General features: G+C 68.5%; 23 protein-coding genes and 1 pseudogene. 19 read left to right on the top strand and 5 right to left on the bottom strand.

What is annotated here, in order from left to right; translation table 11 throughout:
- The 4 genes from narH to AC069H_RS19820 all read left to right on the top strand — a co-directional run bounded on the left by narH (nt 1) and on the right by AC069H_RS19820 (nt 3,956).
- Nucleotides 1-1,626: a nitrate reductase subunit beta gene (gene narH, locus AC069H_RS19835; RefSeq protein ID WP_478233348.1), complete on the top strand. Its 1,626-nt coding sequence runs from the start codon at nt 1-3 to the stop codon at nt 1,624-1,626.
- A complete protein-coding gene (gene narJ / locus AC069H_RS19830; protein ID WP_478233347.1) occupies nt 1,623-2,342 on the top strand; it encodes a nitrate reductase molybdenum cofactor assembly chaperone in 720 nt (239 codons plus the stop codon). Before narH ends, narJ begins: the two co-directional genes overlap by 4 nt.
- The gene (gene narI, locus AC069H_RS19825; protein WP_478233346.1) at nt 2,339-3,079 is read left to right on the top strand and encodes a respiratory nitrate reductase subunit gamma; all 741 of its coding nucleotides are present in this window, start codon (nt 2,339-2,341) and stop codon (nt 3,077-3,079) included. The genes narJ and narI overlap by 4 nt, the downstream gene beginning before the upstream one ends.
- 439 nt (nt 3,080-3,518) lie before the next feature.
- Nucleotides 3,519-3,956 carry a CBS domain-containing protein gene (locus AC069H_RS19820; protein WP_478233345.1) on the top strand — a complete coding sequence of 146 codons (438 nt, stop codon included), beginning with the start codon at nt 3,519-3,521 and terminating at the stop codon, nt 3,954-3,956.
- A gap of 177 nt (nt 3,957-4,133) precedes the next feature.
- Here the strand turns inward: AC069H_RS19820 and AC069H_RS19815 are convergent, their stop codons facing one another.
- A complete protein-coding gene (locus tag AC069H_RS19815) occupies nt 4,134-5,330 on the bottom strand; it encodes a globin domain-containing protein (RefSeq protein WP_478233344.1) in 1,197 nt (398 codons plus the stop codon).
- Between the two features lie 253 nt (nt 5,331-5,583).
- On the opposite strand from AC069H_RS19815, the gene AC069H_RS19810 reads away from it, so the two are divergent.
- Both AC069H_RS19810 and AC069H_RS19805 read left to right on the top strand, forming a co-directional pair.
- Nucleotides 5,584-6,468 carry a universal stress protein gene (locus tag AC069H_RS19810; protein WP_478233343.1) on the top strand — a complete coding sequence of 295 codons (885 nt, stop codon included), beginning with the start codon at nt 5,584-5,586 and terminating at the stop codon, nt 6,466-6,468.
- The gene (locus tag AC069H_RS19805) at nt 6,465-9,155 is read left to right on the top strand and encodes a cation-translocating P-type ATPase (protein WP_478233342.1); all 2,691 of its coding nucleotides are present in this window, start codon (nt 6,465-6,467) and stop codon (nt 9,153-9,155) included. Before AC069H_RS19810 ends, AC069H_RS19805 begins: the two co-directional genes overlap by 4 nt.
- A 120-nt stretch (nt 9,156-9,275) precedes the next feature.
- On the opposite strand, the gene AC069H_RS19800 is transcribed toward AC069H_RS19805, so the two are convergent.
- Entirely contained in the window at nt 9,276-10,175 is a 900-nt protein-coding gene (locus AC069H_RS19800) for a class I fructose-bisphosphate aldolase (protein WP_478233340.1), read from the bottom strand.
- Between the two features lie 248 nt (nt 10,176-10,423).
- Between AC069H_RS19800 and AC069H_RS19795 the strand changes: the two genes are divergently transcribed.
- The 3 genes from AC069H_RS19795 to AC069H_RS19785 are packed head-to-tail and all read left to right on the top strand — an operon-like array spanning nt 10,424 to nt 13,094.
- Entirely contained in the window at nt 10,424-10,675 is a 252-nt protein-coding gene (locus tag AC069H_RS19795) for a PLDc N-terminal domain-containing protein (protein ID WP_478233339.1), read from the top strand.
- A gap of 2 nt (nt 10,676-10,677) precedes the next feature.
- Complete coding sequence (locus AC069H_RS19790) at nt 10,678-12,102, top strand: glycosyltransferase (protein ID WP_478224499.1); 1,425 nt, start codon at nt 10,678-10,680, stop codon at nt 12,100-12,102.
- Nucleotides 12,102-13,094 (top strand): galactose-1-phosphate uridylyltransferase, encoded by a 993-nt coding sequence (locus AC069H_RS19785; protein ID WP_478233338.1) that lies wholly within the window; start codon nt 12,102-12,104, stop codon nt 13,092-13,094. Before AC069H_RS19790 ends, AC069H_RS19785 begins: the two co-directional genes overlap by 1 nt.
- Here the strand turns inward: AC069H_RS19785 and AC069H_RS19780 are convergent.
- The 3 genes and pseudogenes from AC069H_RS19780 to AC069H_RS19770 form a co-directional block, all read right to left on the bottom strand.
- Nucleotides 13,000-13,830: a universal stress protein gene (locus tag AC069H_RS19780; RefSeq protein ID WP_478233337.1), complete on the bottom strand. Its 831-nt coding sequence runs from the start codon at nt 13,828-13,830 to the stop codon at nt 13,000-13,002. The two genes, AC069H_RS19785 and AC069H_RS19780, sit on opposite strands and share 95 nt — an antisense overlap.
- Complete coding sequence (locus tag AC069H_RS19775; RefSeq protein WP_478233336.1) at nt 13,827-14,423, bottom strand: Rv1733c family protein; 597 nt, start codon at nt 14,421-14,423, stop codon at nt 13,827-13,829. The genes AC069H_RS19780 and AC069H_RS19775 overlap by 4 nt, the downstream gene beginning before the upstream one ends.
- Before the next feature lie 186 nt (nt 14,424-14,609).
- Nucleotides 14,610-14,962 (bottom strand): annotated as a pseudogene (locus AC069H_RS19770) (ATP-binding cassette domain-containing protein); the annotation flags it as partial.
- A 187-nt stretch (nt 14,963-15,149) separates the two neighbouring features.
- Here AC069H_RS19770 and hypF point away from each other — a divergent pair.
- The 10 genes from hypF to AC069H_RS19720 are packed head-to-tail and all read left to right on the top strand — an operon-like array spanning nt 15,150 to nt 24,581.
- Complete coding sequence (gene hypF / locus AC069H_RS19765) at nt 15,150-17,396, top strand: carbamoyltransferase HypF (RefSeq protein ID WP_478233335.1); 2,247 nt, start codon at nt 15,150-15,152, stop codon at nt 17,394-17,396.
- A 4-nt stretch (nt 17,397-17,400) separates the two neighbouring features.
- On the top strand, nt 17,401-17,646 hold the full coding sequence (locus tag AC069H_RS19760) for a HypC/HybG/HupF family hydrogenase formation chaperone (RefSeq protein WP_478224504.1): 246 nt from the start codon (nt 17,401-17,403) through the stop codon (nt 17,644-17,646).
- Nucleotides 17,643-18,740, top strand: coding sequence for a hydrogenase formation protein HypD (hypD, locus tag AC069H_RS19755; protein WP_478233334.1), 1,098 nt, complete (start codon nt 17,643-17,645; stop codon nt 18,738-18,740). The genes AC069H_RS19760 and hypD overlap by 4 nt, the downstream gene beginning before the upstream one ends.
- Nucleotides 18,737-19,792, top strand: coding sequence for a hydrogenase expression/formation protein HypE (hypE, locus tag AC069H_RS19750; RefSeq protein WP_478233333.1), 1,056 nt, complete (start codon nt 18,737-18,739; stop codon nt 19,790-19,792). Before hypD ends, hypE begins: the two co-directional genes overlap by 4 nt.
- 12 nt (nt 19,793-19,804) lie before the next feature.
- Nucleotides 19,805-20,863, top strand: coding sequence for a 4Fe-4S dicluster domain-containing protein (locus AC069H_RS19745; RefSeq protein WP_478233332.1), 1,059 nt, complete (start codon nt 19,805-19,807; stop codon nt 20,861-20,863).
- On the top strand, nt 20,860-21,312 hold the full coding sequence (locus tag AC069H_RS19740; RefSeq protein WP_478233331.1) for a cyclic nucleotide-binding domain-containing protein: 453 nt from the start codon (nt 20,860-20,862) through the stop codon (nt 21,310-21,312). The genes AC069H_RS19745 and AC069H_RS19740 overlap by 4 nt, the downstream gene beginning before the upstream one ends.
- Nucleotides 21,309-22,121, top strand: a complete 813-nt coding sequence (locus tag AC069H_RS19735; RefSeq protein WP_478233330.1) for an FAD/NAD(P)-binding protein — start codon at nt 21,309-21,311, stop codon at nt 22,119-22,121. Before AC069H_RS19740 ends, AC069H_RS19735 begins: the two co-directional genes overlap by 4 nt.
- Entirely contained in the window at nt 22,121-22,858 is a 738-nt protein-coding gene (locus AC069H_RS19730; RefSeq protein ID WP_478224510.1) for an NADH-quinone oxidoreductase subunit B family protein, read from the top strand. Before AC069H_RS19735 ends, AC069H_RS19730 begins: the two co-directional genes overlap by 1 nt.
- Nucleotides 22,855-24,150, top strand: coding sequence for a Ni/Fe hydrogenase subunit alpha (locus AC069H_RS19725; protein WP_478233329.1), 1,296 nt, complete (start codon nt 22,855-22,857; stop codon nt 24,148-24,150). The genes AC069H_RS19730 and AC069H_RS19725 overlap by 4 nt, the downstream gene beginning before the upstream one ends.
- Nucleotides 24,147-24,581 (top strand): hydrogenase maturation protease, encoded by a 435-nt coding sequence (locus AC069H_RS19720; RefSeq protein ID WP_478224512.1) that lies wholly within the window; start codon nt 24,147-24,149, stop codon nt 24,579-24,581. Before AC069H_RS19725 ends, AC069H_RS19720 begins: the two co-directional genes overlap by 4 nt.
- Nucleotides 24,582-25,195 lie beyond the last annotated feature (614 nt).

Genomic DNA, 25,195 nt, shown 5'->3' with positions numbered 1-25,195 from the left:
ATGCGCATCCGCGCCCAGGTCGCGATGGTGATGAACCTCGACAAGTGCATCGGCTGTCACACCTGCTCGGTGACCTGCAAACAGACTTGGACCAACCGCGAAGGCACCGAGTACGTCTGGTTCAACAACGTCGAGACCAAACCCGGTATCGGTTACCCCAAGCACTACGAGGATCAGGAACGCTGGAAGGGCGGCTGGAAGCTCGACAAGAAGGGACGGCTGGTCCTGCGCTCCGGCGGCCGTGCGAAGCGGCTTTCGCGCATCTTCGTCAACCCCGACCTGCCGACGCTCGAGGACTACTACGAGCCCGCGACCTTCGACAAGGACGTCCTCGTCACCGCGCCCGCCGGGCTCACCGACACCCCGGTCAAGCAACCGAGGTCGGCCCTCACCGGGGAACCGATGAGCCTCGAATGGGGCGCGAACTGGGAAGACAGCCTCGGCGGCGCCCACGAGCGCGCCGGTACCGATCCCAACATCACCGCGATGGACCCCGACGCGGCGGCACGGGTGCGGTTCGAGTTCGAGAAGACCTTCATGTTCCACCTGCCGCGGATCTGCGAGCACTGTCTCAACCCCGCCTGCGTCTCGGCCTGCCCGTCGGGCGCGATGTACAAACGCGAGGAGGACGGCATCGTCCTGGTCGACCAGGACCGCTGCCGCGGTTGGCGCATGTGCGTGAGCGCCTGTCCCTACAAGAAGGTCTACGTCAATCACGCCACCGGCAAGGCCGAGAAGTGCACCTTCTGCTTCCCGCGCATCGAAGCCGGCCAGCCCACCATCTGTTCGGAGACCTGCGTCGGCAGGCTGCGCTATCTGGGCCTGGTCTTCTACGACGAGGACGCGGTGCTCGCCGCCGCCTCCGTGGAAGACGAGCGGGAGCTGCTGGCCGCGCAACGAGCGGTGTTTCTCGACCCGCACGATCCCGAGACGGTGCGTATGGCGACCGAGGCGGGCCTGCCCGAGGAGTGGGTGCTCGCCGCACAGGCCTCGCCGGTGTGGAAGCTGATCAGCGAGTACAAGATCGCTTTGCCGCTGCACCCGGAATACCGCACCCTGCCGATGGTCTGGTACGTCCCGCCGCTCTCCCCCGTGCTGGACGCCGTCAACGCCGCAGGCCGCGACGACACCGACGCCGACGACGTCTTCCACACCATCCGTGATCTGCGGATCCCCGTGGAATACCTCGCCGAACTGTTCACCGCGGGCGACGCCGACGCGGTGGCGGGCGTGCTGATGAAGCTCGCCGCGATGCGTTCCTACATGCGCGCCCGCACCCTCGACGGCACCGTCGCCGAGGAACTCTGCGAGGCCGTCGGCATGTCCGGCAAAGAGATCGAGGCGATGTACCGGCTGCTCGCGATCGCCAAGTACGACGAGCGCTACGTCATCCCCGCCGCCTACGCCAAGGACGCCGCCGCGCTCGAAGCACAGGCGGCGTCCACTTCGGACTGTTCGCTGGACTGCACCGGCGGCCCCGGGATGACCGAACCGGCCGCGACCGCCGAGCGGTTCCACCTCGTGACCGAAGACCGGCAGGTCCGCCCGGGCCGCCGGAGCCTGTTCGCGCGCCGCGGCGACGGCAGGCTCGGCCTGACCATCGATCCCGCCGGAGGCCGCTCATGACCGCACCCGAACAGTCCATTGTGGAGGGTACCGACCGGACCCGGCTGTTCGAACTCGCCTCGGTGCTGCTCACCTACCCCGACGCCGCACTGATCGGGGCCGGGAAGGAACTGTTCGCCGCCGTCGGCGAGATCACCCACGGCGAGGTGCGGGAACAACTCACCGCGTTCCTCGACTGGTTCCTGACCACCGACTCCCTCCAGGTCGAGACCCACTACGTCCGCACGTTCGACCTGCGTCGGCGCTCGGGGCTGTACCTGACCTACTACCTGCACGGCGACACCCGTAAGCGCGGCATCGCCCTGCTCACCCTCAAACAGCGCTACCGCGCCCACGGCCTGCGCCTGACCCCTGGCGAGCTGCCCGATCTGCTGCCGGTGGTACTCGAGTTCGCCGCGGTCGCCGGCCCGGGCGACGGCGAGGCGCCGCTGCGCCAGCACCGCCGGGGACTGGAGCTCCTGCGCTCCACTTTGGACGAATGCGGATCGCCCTACCGGCACGTGCTCGAGGCGGTCGTCGCCGCGTTACCGCCACTGACCGAGGCCGACCGGGACACGATCCGCGCGCTCGCCGAAGACGGCCCTCCCGTGGAATCGGTCGGGCTCGCGCCGTACGGCACCGATGTCGCCACCATCGGCTTCGGTCCCGATCTCAGTACCGAAGCGTGTGCCCACGCGCACCCCTTCAACAACCGTTCGATGGAGAGTGCCCCGTGAGCACGTTCGTCTGGATCGTCGTCCCCTACGCCTGCCTGGCGGTGTTCCTCCTCGGTCACGTGTGGCGGTGGCGCCACGACCAGTTCGGCTGGACCACCCATACCAGCCAACTGCTGGAGAGCCGCATCCTGCGGCTGGGCTCACCGTTGTTCCACCTCGGAGCGTTCGGTGTCATCGCCGGTCACGCCATGGGCCTGCTGGTGCCCGCTTCGGTGACGGCGAAGATCGGGATCTCCGAGCACGTCTACCACGCCACCGCAGTCTGGGGCGGCACCGTCACCGGTGTCATGCTCGTGGCTGGCCTCGCGTTACTGATCGCCCGCCGCTTCGTCAACCGCCGCGTCCGCCGGGTCACCACGACGATGGACAAGGTGCTCTACGTCGCGCTGGCCGCGATGGTGGTACTCGGGATGACCGCCACGGTCGGGACCAATCTCCTCGGCGAGGGTTACGACTACCGCGAGACGATCGCCGTCTGGTTCCGCGGCGTCTTCTGGTTCTCTCCCGAACCGCACCTGATGACCGGCGCGCCGCTCGTCTATCAGCTGCACGCGATCGGCGGATTCCTTTTCCTCGCGCTGTGGCCCTTCACGCGGCTGGTCCACGTGTGGTCGGCGCCGCTGGCCTACCTGTGGCGCCCCTACGTCGTCTACCGCGGCCGCCGGGGGAAGCCCGTGACTCCTGCCCCGACACCGGCCGACGTGCGGGATCGAGCCCTGCACGACACCCGGCAATGAGGCCTGGACGGGCTCGTGAGTGGCAGCGGACTCGCCAGTGAGCCCCGATTCTCCTTGAGGATCGGTACAGGTGGGAGCGGGACTTGCCGAAGAGACACTTTCCCGACTGTCCATAAGGGACATTCTTCGAGATATCAGTGCCAGAGTCGAGCGATTTGTGCGGTTGCCGAGGGGGTCGTGAGTGGCAAAGAGGGTTAGAACCCTACTTGCCACTCACGACCCCCTCGCCGAATCGGGCATATGGCCTTGAAACAGGCATTTCGCCGCTGAAAAGCGTCCCTTGTGGACAATGAAGAGCGCGGCTGACTCCTGTCGGCCAGTCCAGAACCACGCCACTCACGACCAACCCGACCCACGACCAGGCCAGCGAAAGGGTCTTTCACCGCAGAGGCTCGGTCACGCCACGTTTGTCTTACCCCTCAAGCAAGGAGGACATACCGTGCCCGCTCCCGCTCAACCCGGGCTGATCGGCAAGACCGTCGGCGACGTGCTGGTGCGGCGGCCCAAGACGTCACCAGCGGACATCTCCGTCGATCAGGCCCGGGCCTGCTTCGCCGACGACCACGTCCACATGCTCCTGCTCACGGAGTCCGGACGTCTCATCGGCACCCTCCTCCGCACCGACCTGCCCGCGGATCTGGACGGTGCCGACCTCGCTCTGCCCCACTCGCGGATGTCGGGCCGGACGGTCACCGTGGACGTGCCCGCCGAACAGGCACGCCTGCTCCTCTTGGCACGCGGACAGCGGCGCCTCGCCGTGGTCGATCACGACGGGGCCATCGTTGGCCTGCTCTGTCTCAAACGCCGTCTGACCGGATTTTGCAGCGACGCTGACGTCTCCGCCCGTGCCTCGGAACGCTCATCTCGGCTGGAGTAGGCCGACGGGTGTCGTGGGGTGGGCGCGGTCCAGTGTTCCCGAACCGCCACTGTTGCCATGCCGCGAAGCCAGTCCCAGGGACACGCCAGGTTCGCCCTTATCCTCGACAAGTACATGAAGGCCCTCTTCCTTGCGTCTGGCGCAAGGAAGAGGGCCTTCATGTACCGCACACGGGCGTCAGCCCCGTTCGAGCATTCCGGGGCCGAACACCTCGTAGTGAACGCGCTCGGCGGGCAGGCCGCGCCGGATCAGTCCGGTGCGGATCCCGTGCATGAACGGCAAGGGGCCACACAGGTAGGCGGTGGTGCCCGGATGCAACGGGAGCGCGTCGACGTCCATGAGACCGGGCCGCGAGCTGTCGTCGTGGCCGTTCTCGTACCAGTACAACTCCTCGGCCTCGCCCAACCCCTTCGCGGTCTGGGCACATTCGCGGCGAAGCGCGTGGTGAGCGGGTGAGCGATCGGCGTGGGCGAGGACGATCCGCCGCGTCGGCTGGGTGCGGGCGAGGTGATCCAGCATGGCGGCCATCGGGGTGATCCCGATGCCGGCGCTTACCAGGAGCACCGGTCCGTCACCGGTGTCGAGGGTCGTCTCGCCCGCGGGTGGCCCGAGAAGCAGGGTGTCGTCTTCGGTCACGCGGTCGTGCAGGTGGTTGGACACCGCGCCGTCCGGGGCGCTGTCGCGGCCGCGAACCCGGCGGACGGTGATCCGCAGCGAGCCCCTTCCCGGACCGTGTGACAAGGAGTACTGGCGAGGCTGGCGACGGCCGTCGGGCAGGTCGACGGCGACCGAAACGTATTGGCCGGGCAGGAAGTCCGGGACGGCCGCGCCGTCATCGGGCACCAGGGTGAACGACACCGCGTCGACGGCCTCGTCGAGGCGCTTGGCCACGCGCCAGCGGCGCCAGAGGGCGGCGGGATCGAGGTCACCACGTTCGTAGAGGCGGGCTTCGGCGGCGATCAGCCGACAGGCGAGCAGCCAGTAGACCTCGTGCCACGCCGCGGAGACCTCAGGGGTTACCGCGGCACCGAGGACCGTGCCGACGGCGGTGAGCAGATGATGACCGACGAGCGGGTACTGCTCGGCCCGGATGCCCAGCGACACGTGCTTGTGCGCGATCCGCTCGGCGACTCGCTCGAACGGCGCGGCGTCGTCGCCGTCCTCGGCGAGCAGATACTCGGCGAAGCCGGCGACAGCCGACGCCAGCGCGAGCTTCTGACGGCCGTCGGCCTGGTTGCCCTGGTTGAACAGGTCGAGCAGTTCCGGATGCGCGGCGAACATCGACGAGTAGAACTCACCGGTGATTTCCACGGCGTGCGCGCGCACGACGGGCAAGGTGACACGAACAACCGCGGCGGATGCTGGGGACAGCAAGGAATTCTCCTTCTTCGGGGAATAGGACCAGGCCTCTCGAAGGCGCCGATGCGGCCACGACCGGTCTCTTTCCCCGATCCTGCCGGGAACGGGGTGCGGCACCAAGGGATCTTCGGCGTACTCGGCCGGGGACCTTGGTCCCTACGAAACTCGGCCGATGGCACTGGGACCGGAACCCGGGGAACGGCAGGGTGGATGACGTGATCAGCACCGCCCATGGGGGCGGGACTTACTCTCCCGATTCGAGGACACGATGACCGCACCAGACGTGCGACCGGTAGTGGTGGGTGTGGACGGCTCTTCTTCGGCCCTCCAGGCGGCACGCTGGGCCGCGGTCGAAGCGGCAAGGCGGAAGGCGCCGTTGTCGATCACGCATGCCTGCATGCTGATCCCGGTACAGATGCCGCCCGGGGTCGAGTTGCCGAGGCCCTACGCCGACGCGCTGATCGAACAAGGACGGGAAGTACTCGCGGCGGCGGCGGAGGCGGCCAGGGATGCGGCCCCCGAGGTCGACGTGACCACCGAGCTGCGCGGCGGAGCCGCGGCGGAGCACCTCATCGGGCGCTCGGCCTCGGCGGAGTTGATCGTGCTGGGCTCTCGTGGCCTGGGTGGGTTCACCGGGCTGCTGGTCGGCTCGATCGCGGTCGCGGTGGCGACCCACGGACACTGCCCGGTCATCGTCGTCCGGGGAACGGATCGGCCGCAGGACGCACCGGTCGTCGTCGGTGTGGACGGCTCGCCGACGAGTGACGCGGCTTTGGCTTTCGCCTTCGACGTCGCCGCGGCGCGCGGTACACGTCTGGTCGCCGTGCGCGCGTGGTCGGACTTCGCCGTGAGCAACGCCTGGGAGTTCGGGTCCGCGCTGGACTGGGAGGTCATCCGGGCGGCGGAGGCGCGGCTGGTGGAACGGCAGCTCGACGCCTACCGGAGCAAGTACCCCGACGTGCCCGTTCAAGGCATCGTCGTTCGCGACCGGCCGGCGCACACCTTGCTCGAACACTCCGAGAACGCCCAACTCGTCGTTGTCGGTTCCCGAGGCCGAGGTGGTTTCCGCGGGCTGCTCCTGGGCTCCACCAGCCAGGCGCTGATCCACCACGCCGCCTCTCCGGTGGCCGTCGTCCCGCCCGCTCGGCAGTGAAAGCCGCGCCGCTGACCGGACGCGGGACACGCCAGGTGCCGGACGTCTCCGATGCGTGGTGCTTGGAGACCGGAGAGCTGGCGTCTCGCCTCGACGTCGATCCGGGGCGTGGTCTGGACTCCTCGGACGCGAGCGACCGGCTCGAGGTGACCGGGCCCAACCGGCTCGCCGAGGCGCCGAGCAGGCCGTGGTGGCGGGTACTGGTGGCACAGGTGGCCGGCCCGCTGAACCTCGTGCTCGTGGTGGCGGCCGCGCTGGCGGGCGTGGTGGAGCGGTCGTATCGGGAAGCGCTCGTCATCGGACTGGTCCTCGGCCTGAACGGTGTCCTGGGTTTCGTGCAGGAACGAAGGGCGGATCGCGCGGTCGCCGCGCTGAAGAGCCTGCTCAGCCCGTCGGCCCGGGTCCGCCGCGACGGCAGGGTGACCGAGGTGCCCGCGGCCGAGCTCGTGCCGGGTGACGTCGTCCTGGTGGACGCCGGTGACCGGGTGCCGGCGGACGGCCGGGTGCTGTCGACAGTGAACCTGGAAACCGATGAATCCGGTTTGACCGGCGAATCCGCCCCCGTCCCCAAATCCGCGGCGCCGCGGCAGGGCGAGATGGCGCTGCCCGATCGGACGTCCATGGCCCATATGACGAGCATCGTCACGAGGGGCCGTGGCGAGCTGCTGGTCACGGGCACCGGCATGCGCACGGAGATCGGCAAGGTGGCCGGGCTGCTGGAACGCACCGATTCGACACGGACCCCGCTGCAGCGGCAGCTGGACAAGCTCGGTGTCCGCCTGGCCTGCCTCGCCGGGGTGGCGGTCCTCCTCGTGGCGGTCCTGCAATTCGCGGCCGGCGGCGGTATCGGTGAGGTGATCACGCTGGCCGTCGCGCTCGGCGTGGCCGCCATCCCGGAGGGGCTGCCCGCCGTCGTCACGGTGACACTGGCACTGGGAATGCGGCGGATGGCGCGTCAGCGCGCGATCGTCAAACGGCTCCCCGCCGTGGAAACCCTGGGCGCGACGACGGTCATCTGTACCGACAAGACCGGCACACTCACGCTGAACCAGATGACCGCGCGTTCGCTGTGGTATGCCGGACGCCGTTACCTGGTGTCGGGTGAGGGCTACGGCTTCGAAGGCGCGATCACCGCCGAAGACGGCGGTGAAGTCCCCGATCTCGGTGAGCTGCTGACCAGCGCGGTGCTGTGCAACGACGCGGTGGTCCAGGACGCCGCTCTTGTCGGCGATCCGACCGAGGGCGCGCTGGTGACCCTGGCGGGCAAGGCGGGATTGGACGTCATGGCGCTGCGCGGCGCCACTCCCCGCGTCTCCGAGATCCCCTTCGACTCCGCTTTGAAGTACATGGCGACGTTCCATCGTCACGGGCCCGCGATCCGTGCGCACGTGAAGGGCGCGGCGGACGTCCTGCTCCACCTGGCCACCCATGTGCGCCGGGAACACGGTGACGTCCCGCTCGACGACGACGCACGCCGCCGGGTGCTGGCAGAACTCGATCATCTCGCCGGACGAGGTCAGCGCGTCCTGGCTGTCGCCCACGGCGACATGGACGCCGGGGCGCCCGCGCTGCCGCGCCGACTGGTCCTGACCGGGCTGATCGGCCTGCTCGATCCAGCACGACCGGAAGCCCGCACCGCGGTCGCCGAATGCCATGCCGCCGGAATCGACGTCAAGATGATCACCGGTGATCACCTGGCCACCGCTACCTCCATCGCCCGCGCGGTCGGCATCGGGGGCGACGGCATGTCGGGACCGGACATCGACCGGCTCGACGACCATGCCCTCGAACAGGCGGCGACCACTACCGGCGTGTTCGCGCGGGTGGCGCCGGAGCACAAGATCCGCATCGTCGACACGCTCAAGCGGCGAGGTGAGGTCGTCGCCATGACCGGTGACGGCGTGAACGACGCGCCGGCGCTCAAAGCCGCCCACATCGGGGTGGCCATGGGGATCACCGGCTCCGACGTGTCCAAGGAAGCCGCCGCGATGATCCTCACCGACGACAATTTCGCGACCATCGTCCGGGCCGTCCGCGCCGGCCGCACCATCTACGACAACATCGTCAAGTTCGTCCGCTTCCAGGTCGGCACCAATGTCGCCGCGATCCTCACCATGGTGATCGGCTCCCTGTTGTTCAGTACCGGAACCAGCGTTCTGACACCGCTGATGTTGTTGTGGGTCAACGTGATCGCCGACGGTCCCCCCGCATTGGCGCTCGGTCTGGAACCACCGCGGCGATCCGTCATGGAGGAGCCGCCACGACGCCCGGGAGCGCAGATCCTCAGTGCGGGCCGCCTGGCGCGGATCCTGTTGTCCGGACTCGTGATGGTGGCCGGGACCCTCTACGCGTTCGCACACGGCTTGGACCGCGGCATCGAAGTGGCGCACACCCTCGCCTTCGTCACCTTCGTGGTGTTCCAGCTTTTCAACATCCTCAACGTCCGCGACGAACACTCCTCGGCGTTCGGAGGGCTCTTGTTCCGCAACAGGCGGCTCTGGGCCGCGCTGGGTTCGGTGCTCGCCCTGCAGGTCTGCGCCGTGTACCTGCCCGCCGCGCAATCCCTGTTCGGCACGACAGCCTTGACCGCCCTCGACTGGCTCGTCGCCACCGCGATCGCGTCTTCCGTCCTGTGGGCCGAGGAACTGCGCAAAGCGGTGTCACGCCGACGGCCGGCCCGGCGATGATCCGCGCAAGAAACCCCGTCGAGGCAATCGACCTGCCGCCGGGCCGGAAAACCGGCGCCGAATGCCTTCAGCTCTTCGTCAAGCCTCGGAGGGCACGCAAGCGGAACCGACCGGGTGCGATCACTCGCTTTCTCCGGGGTACTTGGCCAGGATCTCACGAAGCGCGGCGACGAACCGCAGGGATTCGTCATGTTCTCGCTGCCAGACGTTGCGGCCGAAGATCAGTCCGGTGGCGCCGGCGTCCATCGACTCGTGCGCCTTCTCCAACATGGCTTCGTCGCCCAGCTTCGCTCCGCCGGAGACCAGCACCAGCGTCCTGTTGGCGGACCGCACGACGGCGTCGATGGCCTGCTGAGTGGTGAACTCCTCGTCATAGGACGACGGCACCGCCGCACGCTTCTCCGGATGCGGAAAGTTCACCTTCACCACGTCCGCGCCGAGCTCGGAAGCCGTCCGAGCCGCGTAGTCGACGGCGTAGAAGGAATCCTTGCCGCCTTTGGCCTCGATGGCGGCACCGCGCGGGTATGCCCAGACGATCAGCGGCATGCCGAGGCGGTGAGCATCCTCCCGGACACGCCGGTACTGCTCGAAATCCGCCTCCTGCGCGGGAGTCCCGACATACAAGGTGTAACCGACGGCGTCCGCGCCGAGCCGCACGGCGTCCTCCACCGTCGCGTTGACCGGGGAGAGCGCCCGCTCGTCGGCCGGGATATCGGTCTTGCCGTTGAGCTTCAGCACCAGCGGGACCTCACCCGCGTAGTCCCAGTAGAACTTCTCGGCGAGCCCGATCTGCGTGACGATCCCGTTGAACCCGCCTTCGACGGCGAGTTTGACGATGAAGCGAGGGTCGCTCGCCGCCGGGTTCGCGAAGAAGTCACGCGGCCCGTGCTCGAGGCCTTGGTCGTACGGCAGGAAGAACGCGGTCCCGTTGCACAGCCCGTGCCGGAACAGGATACGGCGCAGCCTGGCCTTCTTCCCTGTGTTGAGGCCGAGTTCTCGCAGTACGGGTCGGGTCGGCATGGTGCACCTCCGGTCGGACGGGCGGATTCACCGACCACGCTTCCAGCACACGGGACTGGTCGCGCCCGCCGTTCGTCCCCGCTCGCCGGGACCTTCGGCACCAGAGCGACGAATTCAGCGGTCGAGGCGGACCGCTGCCAGGCCGATTCCACCGAGGCCGAACAGAGCCGACGTCGGGACCTCCGTCCCTCCCGCCGGGGACGCCGATCGGAGATGCTCGACGGACGGCGAACGACCGACGGGAGCGGATGATGAACCACGACGAGGAAACCGAACGCCACAAGCCTCCGTCCGCGGTACTGGGCTTCCTCACCGGGGTGCAGCTGACCCTCGCCGCGGTGGCGTGGACCGATCTGGCGATGCGGCCCGCCATCGAGATCCGGGGTACCAAGAAGGCATGGGCCCTCATCATCGCGATCAACTTCATTGGGCCGATCGCCTACCTCACCTACGGCAGAAGACCACTCGACCCCGGTGCCCGGCCCGCCGAGCGGGTGTGACGATGCTTCAGACGGTCGACGTCGGTGAACTGTCCATATCCGCTTACCGGACCGTGGTGCCCGACCAGATCATGGAACCGCTCGCGGAGGTCACGAACAGGCTCCGCGGCGCGCGGGTGCTGCATTTGAGCGCGACGCCGTACGGCGGTGGTGTTTCCGAGCTGCTGCGCTCGACGATCCCGCTCTACAACGATCTCGGAATCGACGCCACCTGGAAAATCATCAGTGGCAGGCCTCCGTTCTTCACCGTCACCAAGAAGCTGCACAACGCGCTGCAGGGCGCGGATGACGAGCCGATCACCGAAGCCGATCGCGCGCTCTACGAACAGACCGCGGCGGACAACGCCGCGGAGCTCGCCGCCGATCCTCAGTTCCCCGGCTACGACTTCGTTTTCGTGCACGATCCGCAGCCGTCCGCAATTCTGTCCTTTGTGGACCATGGATCGGCGAAGTGGATCTGGCGCTGCCACATCGACACCTCCGCCCCCGACCCGGCCGCGTGGTCCTATCTCCGGCCCTTCCTCACACCGTACGACGCGACCGTGTTCACCATGGCCCAGTTCGCCCCGCCGGACCTCGACCGGACGGGCGTCAACATCATCCCGCCCGCGATAGACCCGCTGAGCCCGAAGAACATGTCGCTCGACGACCGCACGACGCGGGCGGTCCTCAACTGGATCGGGATCGAACCAGACCGCCCGCTCGTCACCCAGGTATCCCGCTTCGACCCGTGGAAGGACCCCCTCGGCGTGATCGCGGCCTTCAGGACCGTCCGGCGGACGGTGCCGGACGTTCAGCTGGCACTGGTCGGCTCGATGGCACTGGATGATCCGGAGGCCTGGGCGGTCTATCGCGCCATCACAGCCGAGAGCGAGGGAGATCCGGACATTCACGTGTTCACCAACCTCACCGGTGTGGGCAACATCGAGGTCAACGCCTTCCAGCGGATGTCGACCGTCATGGTGCAGAAGTCGATCCGTGAAGGCTTCGGTCTCGTCGTGTCGGAAGCGCTCTGGAAAGGGACACCCATCGTGGCGGGCGCGGCGGGAGGGATCCCGTTGCAGGTCGCCGATGACTCGGGCGGAATACTGGTCGACTCCGTGACCGAATGCGCCGACGCGCTGAGTGCCCTGCTCACCGATCCGGCCAGGGCGGCGGCACTCGGCGCGGCAGGCCACGAAAGGGTCCGGAAACACTTCCTGCTGCCGCGTCTGCTCCTCGACGAACTGACCCTCATGGACGACGTGGCCGCCGGGCGCGGCGCCGCCGAGCTGACCACGACAGGAGACCACCGGGACCCGGTGTGCGGGATGGCCACCTATACCGCCGAACCGGGGCTGGAGACCAACCTCGGCGGCCAGACCTTCCGGTTCTGCTCACACCGGTGTCAGGAGATCTTCGCTCGAACCGAAGCAGGGGTCCCGTGATGACGACCCAGCGATGGCATGGTGGAGAACTGCGTCAGCAACGACTCACCGGCGATTGGACGATCCTCGCGCCTGGCCGGGCCGCCCGGCCGCACGGTGACAGGGATGGATGCCCGTTCTGCCCCGGCCCAGGCGAGGACACCCCGCCGGAGCGCTGGCGCCTCCCGGCGGCCGACGGTGTCGGCTGGCGCGTCCGCGCCGTCCCCAACCGCTACGCGCTGTCCGATCGGCATGAGGTGATCATCGAATCCCCTCGTCACGATTGGGATCCTGTGACCGGGAGCGACGCGGAGCTGACCGACGTGCTTTTCACCTGGCAACAACGGCACATCGCCCTTCGCGGTTACGCCGCCCAGGTCGTGATCTTTCGCAATCACGGCAGGGCGGCGGGGACCTCGCTGCCTCATCCGCATTCGCAGCTCGCCGGGCTCCCGGTGCTCGCCCCCGGCACCCGCCGCAGGCTCGAAGCGTTCCGCGAACACCATCGGCGGTTCGGACGGCCCTTCGCCTCGGACGAGCTCGCCGAGGAGTTCGCCGTGGCCGAAAGAATCGTCCACAGCGCGGAGAACACCGTCGTTTTCGCCCCTTTCGCGCCCACCGCGGCCTACGAACTGCGTTTGGTCCCCAGGCAAGCCCGTGCCGACTTCGCCATGGTGCCGAGGTCCGAACTACGGGAAATCGCGCACACGTTGCGTCTCGTTCTCGGCGCCCTTGGCGAGGAAATCGCCGATCTCGCGTACAACATCGTCGTCGACACGGCACCGACCGGCTGGGAACAGGCACCCTTCCTGACCTGGTCTATCCACGTCCTGCCCAGGCGGACCGTGCCCGCCGGCCTGGAATCCGCCACCGGGATACCGGTGGTGACGACGACACCCGAGCGAGCCGCCGCCTGCCTCAGGGCACGCTTGACGAAGGCTGCCGGGATCGGTCGAGGGCTGGGACCACCGCGACCGGGCACCGAGCCCGATCGAGAATCGCGTGTGTGGTGATCCCCAGTATGGGTCTGCCACGCATTCGCCTCCGGCGCGACCCGACGACGATCAGCCGCGGGCCGGCCGACGCGGACAGTATCCCGTCCGCGCGATGGCGTTCGCGGACCAGCCGCGGCCGGACGATGGCGCCGGACCTTGCCCACCGCAGGTTCTTGACGCTTTCGGCCAGCATCCGGGCGCTGACGGCTTCGTCCTCACGGTCGTACCACACCCGGACCGCGACCAGCGGGCAAGCGCGGACGGCGGCCGCCGCATACGCGAAACGCAGGGCGGCCGCTCCGTCCGGTGAATCGTCCACACCGACGACCACCGGTCCGGTGTCGGGCGGCTGACCCCGCACCACGACCACCGGCGCCTTGCTCCGGGCCACCACTGCGCGGGCGACCCCACCGAGAAAGGGATTCGCGCCACGGCCGAATCCCCAGGCCCCGACCGCGATGACCGCCACCGAACCCGACCGCTCGATGAGCTTCTCCACGGCGTCGCCGGGCTGGAGCACGCGCGCTGATGGCTGCCCGGGCACGGTTTGCCGCGCTATGGCTTCTGCCCGGATCAGGCAGTTCATCCCAGCCTCGCGGGTCGGTCCATCGCCGACGGAGGGGGTGAAGACGTGGAGCAACTCGAGGGGTACGGCCCGATAGGCCGCCTCGCGGGCAGCCCAGCGGGCCGCGGCCTCACCGGCCGGCGAACCGTCGACGCCGACGAGGACCGGCGAATTTCGCGGCTCGCTCATGAATGGCTCCACCGCCGGGACACCGTCTTCCATTCGCGTTCCCACCCATCGGTGCGCGCCCGGTCGAGGAAGAACCGGCTGACTCGGTACCCCAGCCAGCTGAGGATCAGAACCGCCGCCCACAGACCCAAACCGGCTCCGAAGCCGCGGAAGGCCGCGTTCGATCGGGTCAGCGGTGCCTCGACCGGCTCGCCACCCTCGCCGAGCCACACCTGTACCCGGGCGCCCGCCGTCATCCCTCGCGTCGCGGGCACCTTCCCGGCTCGGAAGGAACCATCGGGAAGCATCCAGCGCGCCATCACGGGCGTGGTGTCCGCGGTGCCCCCGGACCGAACCGCTATGACGACCGGCGCCCCGTCCTCGATCAGTACCGCTTCGGCACGGTTCCGGACGGCGGTTTCCGCCGCCGACCTGTCTTTTCCGGCCGCGAACACCGCCGAACCCGCGGCCGCGGCGAAAGGCAGCCCCGCCGTCGCGACGAGCACCGCGAACACCAGGATCAGTCCCTCCAGCCGGTCCACCGGCCTGGCCAGCGGCTCGTGACCGGGATGAACGATCCGCCAGACTCGCAGGAAACGTGATGGGATGTTCATCGTCGACCTCCGGGGTCTTCCCTCGAAATGTGCGGTTCTCAGCGTTCTCTCACCGCGTTCGGACCACGAGGGGCGACAGTCCCGGCTCCCTGGGACCTCCAGCCTCATCGACGAGAGCGTCGGTGCCGTCTCGGGCCGTCGACTTTCGTTTTTAGGTGCAGTACTTCGTCACCTGACGGCGTGTACTCAAGGCGTCCGGAGCCGATCCGAGAAGCCGGCGGTCATCAGTTCGACGACCGCTTCCTTGGTCAGCTCGCGGGTTCGGTGAACCCCCGCCATCCTGCCCAGGTACAGCACCGCGACACGGTCGGCCACTTCGAAGACGTCGTTCAAGTTGTGGGACACCACGACCACGCCCAAGCCCCGCTCGGCCGGCCGCCGGATCAGCCGCAGGACGACCTCGGTCTGCTGGACTCCCAATGCCGCGGTCGGCTCGTCCATGATCACCGGCTTCGAGGCCACAGCACGGCCTTGGCGATCGCGACCGCCTGACGCTGACCGCCGGACAACGACCCGACCGGCTGACGGACGGAGGTCACGATCGGCTGAGCCGATCGGGGCGCGGGCCATCCATCCGGGCCAACACCGATCACCACACCGACGGGTGCCGCGGCCTTGCTCGATCCGTCAAGAGAGGTCCTTGGGCCGCTCCGCCCGGGACGTTCAGCCCTCCTCGCCCCACCTCGGCCTCGCTGATCATGGATCGGACCCGACGGTGGAGGTGCCATGGCGACCGGCGCACACGTGACGCACCGTATCGAAGTGCACGGCACCGTCCAAGGCGTCGGCTTCCGCCCGCATGTCCATCGCGTCGCGACGACGCTGGGCATCGGCGGCGAAGTGCGGAATGTCGGCGGCCATGTGGTGATCACCGCGTCCGGGCGACCGGAGGTGCTCGCGGCGTTCCACCGTGACGTGCTCGAAGGTGCGCCGGCTCCTGCGAGGGTCGAACGCGTCACCGTCACCCCGCTGGCCGCCAGACCGTACGAGAACAGCTTCGCGGTCGGAGACAGTGCTGCCGGTGTGGGAACCCGCGCGATCTCTCCGGATCTGGCCACCTGTCCCGCCTGCCTGACGGAACTGTTCGATCCGGCCGATCGGCGCTACCGGTACCCGTTCGTCAACTGTTCGGCATGCGGCCCACGGGCGACGATCGTCGAGGAGCTTCCGTACGACCGGGTCCGGACGACGATGAGCCGGTTCCCGATGTGCGGCGCCTGCACCACGGAGTATCACGACCCCGGCGATCGCCGATTCCACGCCGAACCCATCGCCTGCCCGGACTGCGGGCCGGCCCTGTCCTGGGCGAACACCACCGGGCCCGCGGCGCTCGCAGCGGCGATCGAGACGATCGGGAACGGCGGCGTAGTGGCGATCAAGGGAATCGGCGGCTACCAGCTGGTGTGTGACGCGGGAAACGACCTCTCGGTCGACAGGCTGCGGACCGTCAAGGAACGGCCGGGAAAGCCGTTCGCGGTAATGGTGCGCGATCTTCGCGAAGCGGCCCTGCTGTCCTTTGTGGACAAGGAAGCGGCTCGCCTGCTCGAATCGCCGGCCCGCCCTATCGTGCTCCTCACGGCACGCCCCGACATCGCGGTGTCCGGTGTGGTGGCACCACGCCTTCCCGAGATCGGCCTGTTCCTTCCGAACAGCCCACTGCATCACCTTCTCCTGCGTGACCTCGGCCGCCCATTGGTGATGACCAGCGGGAACCGCGCCGGTGAACCGATCGTGATCTCCGATGAGCAGGTCCGGTCCGGACTCGGATCGTTGGTCGACGGCATCCTCACGCACGACCGGCCGATCCTCTCCCGCTATGACGACTCCGTGGTCCGCGCGGGACGCGTCGTGCGACGCGCCCGCGGATACGCGCCGGAACCCTTGCCCCTACCTGTCGCCTCGCCAGAGACAGTGCTGGCCTTGGGGGCGCAGCTGAAGAACACGGTCACGCTGGCGACCGGTGAGCACGCCGTGCAGGGCCCGCACATAGGTGACCTCTCCACCGTCCCCGCCTTCGAAGTCTTCGAAGACACGGCCCGCGGACTGTGCCGGTGGATGAACGTGATGCCGGAGTTCTGCGCCCACGACAAGCATCCTCGCTACCGGTCGACCGTTCACGCGGGGAACTGGCCCGCCGATCGGCGCATTCCGGTGCAGCACCATCACGCCCACGTCGCCGCGACGGCCGCCGAACACGGAGTTCGAGGGACGTTCATCGGGGTCGCGTACGACGGGCTGGGTTTCGGCGATGACGGGACCTTGTGGGGCGGCGAGATCCTGCTGGCGTCCTACACCGGCTACCGGCGGTTCGCCCGGTTCGGCCACGCCCCGCTGCCCGGTGGCGAGGTGGCCGTGCGACGTCCGGACCGGATGGCGTTGGGCTACCTGGTCGGGGCCGAGGATTTCGGAGACGGCTCCCTCCCGCCCCCACCGGAGAACCGGGAAACCGAACTGGTCCGGCGGATGATCGAGCGTGGCGTGAACTGCCCGGTCACCTCCAGCGCGGGAAGGCTGTTCGACGCTGCGGCGGCACTGCTCGGGCTCTGTGGGGTGAACACCTACGAAGGAGAAGCGGCCGTTCTGCTCGAAGCCGCCGCCGCGGGCGAGCCGGTGCGGAGGCCACTCGCATGGAAGCTGCACCGCCGCGACGGCCTGTGGGTCTACGACCCCGTACCGACACTGCGTGAACTCATCGGCTCGGCTCGGCCGGCGAACGAGCTCTCGGCTCGGTTCCACGCGACGATCACCGAGGTCACCGTCGCACTGGTGACCAAGGCCGCCGCCGTCAGCGGCACGGACACGGTGTGTCTCGGTGGTGGCGTGTTCCAGAACCGCAGGCTCACCGGCGCTGTCACGAACTCCTTGGCCGACTTGGGTTTCCGGGTGTTCACCGGAGACAGGGTCCCGGTCAACGACGGCGGGATCAGCTACGGGCAAGCGGCCATCGCGGCGGCGCTGCTGGCAGGGAGGTAAATCGATGTGTCTCGGTATACCCGGGCGGATCGTGAGCGTGGAGGAGGACTTCCCTCGCGGCGGAATCGTCGACTTCGACGGCCTGCGGAGACCGGTTTGCCTCGCCTACACACCGGAAGCCGCGGTCGGTGATCACGTGATCGTCCACGTCGGTTTCGCGATCAGTGTCGTGGACGAAGAGGAAGCGGCACGGACGCTGGAAGTGCTGCGCGCGATGCCGGACGCGATCGAGACGGAGCTGGGATCGTGAAGTATCTCGACGAGTACCGGGATCCCGCGCTGGCGCGCAGGCTGCTCGGTGAATTGCGCGCCACCGCCACCAGGCCTTGGACGGTGATGGAGGTCTGCGGCGGCCAGACGCATACGATCGTGCGGCAAGGGATCGACGAACTGCTCCCCGCGGGCATGCGAATGATCCATGGTCCCGGCTGCCCGGTCTGCGTGACACCGCTCGAGATCATCGACAAGGCGCTCGCCATCGCCGCCCGGCCGGAAGTGATCTTCACCAGCTACGGCGACATGCTCCGCGTGCCCGGTACTTCCGGAGACCTCGTCGGGCTCAAGGCGCGCGGTGCGGACGTCCGGGTCGTCTACTCGCCTTTGGACGCCGTGCGGATCGCGCGGGAGAATCCGGAGCGCGAGGTGGTGTTCCTCGCCGTGGGATTCGAAACGACCGCTCCCGCCAACGCGATGGCGGTGCTGGACGCGGCCAAGACCGGTGTCACCAACTTCAGTGTCCTGGTGAGCCACGTCCTCGTGCCGCCCGCGATCACGACGCTGCTGGAGGCGCCGGACAACCAAGTCCGGGCCTTCCTCGCCGCCGGGCACGTCTGCGCCGTGATGGGCTGGACCGAGTACGAGCCGATCGCCGACCACTACGGTGTCCCGATCGTGGTGACCGGCTTCGAACCGCTCGATCTCCTGGAAGGCATCCTGATGGCGGTGCGGCAGCTCGAAACCGGCCGCGCGGTGGTGGAAAACCAGTACGTACGTGCCGTGCGCCGGACCGGCAACACCGCCGCTCGTGACGCCGTCGCCCAGGTGTTCCGGGTGACCGACCGGAAATGGCGCGGCATCGGCGAGATCCCCGCCGGCGGGCTCGCGCTCGACCCCGCGTTCGCCGACTTCGACGCGGACCGGCGGTTCGCCACCGGGGACATCGTCACCCGTGAATCCCCCGCCTGTATCGCGGGTGAGATCCTGCGCGGCACCCGTCTGCCGACCGACTGCCAGGCCTACGGAACGGCATGTACGCCCCGGACCCCGCTCGGCGCGCCGATGGTGTCGAGCGAAGGAACCTGCGCGGCGTTCCACAACGCCGGACGCGGATTGGAGCTCCGATGACCAGCCCCGCCGGCCTTGCCGGTCCCGCCTGCCCGATGCCGTCCGCCGAAACCGAGCGGGTACTGCTCGGCCACGGCTCGGGTGGGCAGCTCATGACCGAACTGCTCACCGACGTGATCACCGCCGAACTCGGCACGGGCGAGCCGCTCGAGGACGCCGCCGTCGTCGGTGTCGGTGGCGTCGACACCGTGTTCACGACCGACGGATTCGTCGTGACGCCGCGCTTCTTCCCCGGTGGGGACATCGGTTCGCTCGCCGTGCACGGCACGATCAACGATCTCGCGATGCGCGGCGCCATACCGGTCGCGCTGAGTCTCGCCTACATCATCGAAGAAGGTCTTCCCATCGCCGAGCTGAGGCGGATCACCCGTTCGGCGGCGGCCGCCGCGGCCGCCGCCGGAGTCGAGATCGCCACCGGGGACACCAAGGTGGTCGGCCGTGATGCGGCCGACGGGCTCTACGTCACGACCACCGGAATCGGCCTCCGGCCCGAAGGCGCACGGCCGTCCGCGGCCGGGGGCAGGCCGGGTGACGTGGTGGTCCTCTCCGGCCCGATCGGCCTGCACGGCACCGCGATCCTGAGTGCCCGCGAAGGGCTGGGTTTCGAAGCGGAGATCACGTCGGACAGCCGTCCACTGCACCGGCTGGTCGCCGCGATGCTGGCGGCGGGCGGCACCGGGGTGCACACCCTCCGGGACCCCACCCGGGGTGGGCTCGCGAGCGCGCTGAACGAACTCGCTTCCGCCTCCGGCGCCGGCATCGAGATCACCGAGGCCGACGTACCGGTACCGCGGCCGGTCGCCGCGGCGTGCGAACTGCTCGGACTCGACCCGATGCACGTCGCGAACGAGGGCTGTCTGGTCGGGCTGGTCGCACCGGAATCCGCGCGGGACGTCCTCCGGGCCATGCGTGCGTTGCCGGAGGGGGTGGACGCGACCGTCATCGGCGAAGTGACGGACGGCCCGGCTGGCCGGGTCAGCGCGCGCACCCTGATCGGCGCGACCCGGATCGTCGATGTCCTGATCGGTGAACAACTTCCGAGGATCTGCTGAGAGGTGAACCCGATGGACGCCGTCCTGGATCTCGCCGGGCTCGACGCGCTGATCGGCGCGCTGATCGCGAGCGGCCGGAAGGTGATCGGCCCGGTGCTCCGCGACGAGGCGATCACACTGGCGGAACTGGACTCCGCGGCCGATCTCCCCTCCGGGTGGGGTGTGGAGACCGGTCCCGGTCATTACCGGGTGCACCGGCGTGCCGACTCGGCGGTCTTCGGCCATTCCGCCGGGCCGCAGTCGTGGAAGCGGTTCCTGCATCCGCCCCACCGTGCCCTGCTCACCAGTGGGCCCGCCGGGTTCCGACCGGTCCGTGAAGAGCCCGTCGAGTACGCCTTTTTCGGCGTCCGGCCCTGCGACCTGGCCGCGATCGGCAAGCTACGCCAGATCGTCGGCGGGCCGATGCCGTTCGTGGTCGCCGCGCAGTGCACCGAACCGGGTGCTGTCTGCTTCTGCGCTTCGATGGGCTGCGGGCCATCGGCCGACGCGGGGTACGACCTCGCGCTCACGGAACGGATCGATCGCGAAGGCCACCGGTTCCTCGCCGTCGCCGGAACCGCGGCGGGTGCCGATGTCCTCACTCGTCTGCCACGACGTCCGGCGCACGAACATGATGTCGCGCTGGCGGACACGGACGTCGCGGAGGCGGCCCGGCGGATGGGCAGGACCATGCCGGAAACCGATCTCCGTGACCTCCTCGCCGGCAGCCGCGAACACCCCCGGTGGGAGGAGGTCGCAGGACGCTGTCTCACCTGTGGCAACTGCACCATGGTGTGCCCGACATGCTTTTGTGTGTCCATAGAGGACACAACTGACCTCGACGGTGGTGCGACACGTTCGCAACGCTGGGCGTCCTGTTTCGAGATCGACTTCTCACAGCTGCACGGAGGGGCGGTGCGGACCTCGGGAGCCGCTCGTTACCGGCAATGGATGAGCCACAAACTCGGTACCTGGTATGACCAGTTCGGTACTTCCGGCTGCGTCGGCTGCGGTCGCTGCATCGCCTGGTGCCCGGCGGGAATCGACATCACCGAGGAGGCTGCGGCTCTCGCGGAAGGTGCGTCACGATGACCGCCCCGCACTCCGGGACACCTTTGCTCGCCCGCCTGTCGGAAGCACAACGCCGGGCGGTCACCGCCCTCGGCCGGATCGAGGACTACACCCCCGGAACGCGGCTGTTCGACGAGAGCGGCGACGCCGACCGGTGCTGGCTGATCATCTCGGGCCAGGTCGCCGTGGACACCCACGTCCCCCACCGCGGCCCCGTGGCACTGCAAAGCGTGGGTGCGGGGGAACTGCTCGGCTGGTCGTGGCTGATCCCGCCGTATCGCTGGCATTTCGGCGCGGTGACCGTCGCCCCGACCCGCGCGTTGGTACTGGACGCCGGGCAACTGCGCGCACTCATGGAGACCGATCCGGCGCTGGGCTACCGGCTCACCCGGATTCTCCTCGAGACCTTGGTGAACAGGTTGCAGGCCAGCCGGCTCCGCCTCCTCGATCTGTACCGGAACCCGACGTGAACTCCGACCCGTGGCTCCCCCTGCCCTATCGGGTGGCCGGCCGGACCGCCGAGACCAGCGACTCGGCGACACTGACACTCACCCCGGCCGGCGATCGGCTGCCGGAGTTCCGCCCCGGTCAGTTCGCCATGCTCTACGCCCATGGCATCGGGGAGATACCGATCTCCGTCAGCGCGATTCCCGGCGACGGGACGCTGGTGCACACCATCCGCGCCGTCGGCCCGGTGAGCCGGGCACTGCACGATGCCGAGCCCGGCACGGTCCTGGGTGTGCGCGGCCCGTTCGGCACGGCATGGCGGCTCGACGACGAGGACCTTCTCCTCGTAGCAGGCGGGATCGGGCTCGCACCGCTACGACCCGTGCTCCGGCAGGCCTTGACATGTCGATCTTCCCGCCGCGTCATCCTCATCGCCGGCGCACGGACACCCGCTGACCTTCTGTACCGGGAAGAGCTCCGTCGTCTGTCCGATATGGATGGTCCCGAAGTCGTACTCACCGTCGACCGCGGCGAGGACGGCTGGACCGGGCGCGTCGGCTTCGTCACCGAACCGCTCGCCACGCATCCGATCGATCCCGCGCACACCACCGCGCTCCTGTGCGGGCCGGAACCGATGATGCGCTTCTGCGCCAGATCTCTGCTCGGCCGTGGCATGCCCGCCGAGCGGATCGAAGTTTCCCTGGAACGAAACATGCAGTGCGGCACCGGTCTGTGCGGACATTGCCAGCTCGGCCCGCTTCTCGTCTGCCGGGACGGGCCGGTGGTCGGCTACCCGGTGGCGGAACCCCTCTTCCCGGTGAAGGAGTTGTGATGCTCTCCATCGCGGTCTGGAAGTTCACCTCGTGTGACGGCTGCCAGCTGACACTGCTCGACTGCGAGGACGAACTGCTGCCCTTGACCGAAAAGGTGAAGTTCGCGCATTTCGCCGAAATGACCAGTGTCTCCGAACCGGGTCCCTACGACATCTCCCTCGTCGAAGGGTCGGTGACCACCGCCGCCGAAGCCGAGAGGATTCAGCGCATCCGCGAACAGTCCGCGGTGCTGGTCGTGATCGGTGCGTGCGCCACCGCCGGCGGGATCCAGGCCTTGCGCAACTTCGCCGACGTCGACGAGTTCCGCTCCGTGGTATACGCGCGTCCGGACTACATCGAAACCCTGGCGACATCGACGGCGATCGCGGAACACGTCAAGGTGGATTACGAACTCCGCGGTTGCCCGATCGACAAAGGTCAACTGCTGGAGCTTCTCACCGCGTTGGCTGCCGGGCGCGCGCCGGATCTGCCGGACACCAGTGTGTGCACCGAATGCAAACGCCGAGGCCTGACCTGCGTGATGGTCGCGCACGGGACTCCCTGTCTCGGACCGGTGACGCACGCGGGTTGCGGCGCCCTGTGCCCGGCGGTGAACCGCGGCTGCTACGGCTGTTTCGGCCCGATGAAACAGCCGAACGTGCCCGCGCTGGTCCCGTTGCTGCGCCGGAGTGGAATGGGCGACGACGAGCTTCACCTGGTGTTCAGTACCTTCAACACGGCGGCGGAGTGGTCATGACCCATCGCGCGAATCGCATCCTGCAGGTAGCGGGACTCGCACGGGTGGAGGGCGAAGGCTCCCTTCACGTGCGGACGAAAGGCGACCAGGTCGAGAGCGTCGAACTCGCCATTTACGAACCGCCGAGATTCTTCGAGGCCTTCCTCCGGGGCCGGGACTTCCGCGAGCCACCGGACATCACCGCCCGGGTGTGCGGAATCTGCCCGGTGGCCTATCAGTTGAGTGCTTGCCGGGCCATCGAAGACGCCTGCGGCGCCGACGTCGGCCACCGACTGCGCGCGCTGCGGCGGTTGCTGTACTGCGGTGAGTGGATCTCCAGCCACACACTGCACATCTATCTGCTGCACGCGCCGGACTTCCTCGGCTTCCCGGATGGCATCGCGATGGCCGCCGCCCACCGGGAGACAGTGGAACGGGGTCTCGCGCTCAAAAAGGCGGGAAACCTGATCATGGAGACGATCGGAGGACGCGCGATCCATCCGGTCAACGTCCGGGTCGGCGGCTTCTACCGGGTCCCTGAGTTCCCCGAGTTGCGTGCACTGGCGGATACGCTGCGACACGCCTTGGACGACGCCCTGGAGACGGTGCGCTGGGTATCCGGATTCGACTTTCCCGACCTCGACGTACCCCATGACCTGCTCGCCTTGCGGGACACCGATGGCTATCCACTCGATCGGGGCGAACCGGTGGTCAGCACGGGCCTCCGATTCACCTCCAGCGAGTTCGGAGAGCATGTGGCGGAACACCAGGTCCCGCATTCGACGGCACTGCACGCCCGGCTGGACGGGCGGATGTTCCTGACCGGGCCGCTCGCGCGGTACACGCTCAACTCCGACCGGCTGTCCCCGCTCGCCGTGAGCGTCGCGGCCGACGCGGGCTTGGAAACCTCATGCCGCAACCCGTTCCGCAGCATCGTGGTCCGCGCCGTCGAGGTCGTCTACGCCGTCGAGGAGGCCTTGCGGATCATCGAAACCTACGAGCGGCCGGATCGGCCGTTCGTCGAAGTGTCCCCTCGTGCGGCGGTCGGCCACGGGATCACCGAAGCTCCACGCGGCCTGCTGTACCACAGCTACGAAATCGACGCGGGCGGGCGGATCCTGAGCGCGGACATCGTGCCACCGACCGCCCAGAACCAGCCCGCCATCGAGCACGACGTGGCGAGGCTGGTCGGTCGCCACGCCGGACTCGACGACCATGCACTGGTCTCGCTTTGTGAACGCGCGATCCGCAACTACGACCCCTGCATCTCCTGCTCGGCGCATTTCCTCGATCTCACCAGGGAGCACCGGTGAACTCGGTCGTCATCGGAGTCGGCAACGAATTCCGGCGTGACGACGGCGTAGGTCCGGCTGTGGCTCGCGAAGTCGCCCGGCGCGGTGTTCCCGCGGAGATCAGTGACGGGGACACCGTGCGGCTCATGGAAACCTGGGAGTACGCGAGCCTCGTCATCCTCGTCGACGCGGTCCGATGCTCGCCCGGTGTGGACGGTCGCTGGCACCGGACCACTCTTCCCGTCCACGGCCCCGTCGCGAGTTCACACGGCTTCGGAATCCCCGAGGCCGTCGAACTCGCGGAGGCACTGGGCCGCCTCCCCGGGCATTTGGTGATCTTCGCGGTGGAGGTGACCGACGTGGGGTTCGGACTCGGCCTGAGCCCGGCCGTCGCGGCGGCCGTCCCGGACGTCGTGAACGCGGTCCTCGCGGAGATCCGGCAGACGTCGTGAGTGGCGATTCGGGTTCGGGGCAAGAGGGTTCCAGGTATCTGCCGCGGGGACCTTCATGTACCTCACTGAACCTCCCGGCCACAGGAAGAACGCGGCAGGTGCCCAAGAGAGGACTCGCCAGAATCCCGATCGCCTGTACCAGCACCGACCGTCTTGGTCGCGGTATCCGGTGGTGAAGGCCTCCTTGCCCACGGGGTCGTGAGTGATGAAGAGGGTTCTGTTGAGCGGTAAGTCAAGGTGGCGTGACCGAGCCTCTGCGGCGAAGGACCCCTTCGCTGGGTCAAGGCAGCGAGGCGGCCTTCGCGGCGTGGTTCCGAACGGGCCGACAGGAGTCAGCCGCGCTCTTCAGTGTCCACAAGGGATGCTTTCCAGCGACGAAACGCCTGCTTCAAGGCCATATGCCCGGTTTGGCGAGGGGGTCGTGAGTGGCAAGTAGGGTTCTATTGAGGGGAAAGGCAAAGGTGGCGTGATCGAGTCCCCGTCATGCGGGCCGTCTTCGCCTACTTCGCCGACTTCGTGATGAGATCGCCGCCCTGGACAACAGGGTTCCGGACTGACTTGCCGGCCGACTCCGGCGTGACGTGTCCACCCGGGACGCTTCACGCCGATTGCGC

Source organism: Amycolatopsis sp. NPDC043887, assembly GCF_056435665.1.
This window is presented reverse-complemented; position numbering and strand designations above follow the sequence as displayed.

Excerpts from the sequence above, each read along its gene's own strand:
- narJ (WP_478233347.1), top strand. The coding sequence starts at position 1,623 with ATGACCGCACCCGAACAGTCCATTGTGGAGGGTACCGACCGGACCCGG.
- AC069H_RS19780 (WP_478233337.1), bottom strand. The coding sequence starts at position 13,830 with ATGAGCGAGCCGCGAAATTCGCCGGTCCTCGTCGGCGTCGACGGTTCG.
- hypF (WP_478233335.1), top strand. The coding sequence starts at position 15,150 with ATGGCGACCGGCGCACACGTGACGCACCGTATCGAAGTGCACGGCACC.
- AC069H_RS19795 (WP_478233339.1), top strand. The coding sequence starts at position 10,424 with ATGATGAACCACGACGAGGAAACCGAACGCCACAAGCCTCCGTCCGCG.
- narH (WP_478233348.1), top strand. The coding sequence starts at position 1 with ATGCGCATCCGCGCCCAGGTCGCGATGGTGATGAACCTCGACAAGTGC.
- AC069H_RS19785 (WP_478233338.1), top strand. The coding sequence starts at position 12,102 with ATGACGACCCAGCGATGGCATGGTGGAGAACTGCGTCAGCAACGACTC.
- AC069H_RS19760 (WP_478224504.1), top strand. The coding sequence starts at position 17,401 with ATGTGTCTCGGTATACCCGGGCGGATCGTGAGCGTGGAGGAGGACTTC.
- AC069H_RS19740 (WP_478233331.1), top strand. The coding sequence starts at position 20,860 with ATGACCGCCCCGCACTCCGGGACACCTTTGCTCGCCCGCCTGTCGGAA.
- AC069H_RS19810 (WP_478233343.1), top strand. The coding sequence starts at position 5,584 with ATGACCGCACCAGACGTGCGACCGGTAGTGGTGGGTGTGGACGGCTCT.
- AC069H_RS19730 (WP_478224510.1), top strand. The coding sequence starts at position 22,121 with ATGCTCTCCATCGCGGTCTGGAAGTTCACCTCGTGTGACGGCTGCCAG.
- AC069H_RS19775 (WP_478233336.1), bottom strand. The coding sequence starts at position 14,423 with ATGAACATCCCATCACGTTTCCTGCGAGTCTGGCGGATCGTTCATCCC.
- AC069H_RS19790 (WP_478224499.1), top strand. The coding sequence starts at position 10,678 with ATGCTTCAGACGGTCGACGTCGGTGAACTGTCCATATCCGCTTACCGG.
- AC069H_RS19745 (WP_478233332.1), top strand. The coding sequence starts at position 19,805 with ATGGACGCCGTCCTGGATCTCGCCGGGCTCGACGCGCTGATCGGCGCG.
- AC069H_RS19725 (WP_478233329.1), top strand. The coding sequence starts at position 22,855 with ATGACCCATCGCGCGAATCGCATCCTGCAGGTAGCGGGACTCGCACGG.
- hypE (WP_478233333.1), top strand. The coding sequence starts at position 18,737 with ATGACCAGCCCCGCCGGCCTTGCCGGTCCCGCCTGCCCGATGCCGTCC.
- AC069H_RS19800 (WP_478233340.1), bottom strand. The coding sequence starts at position 10,175 with ATGCCGACCCGACCCGTACTGCGAGAACTCGGCCTCAACACAGGGAAG.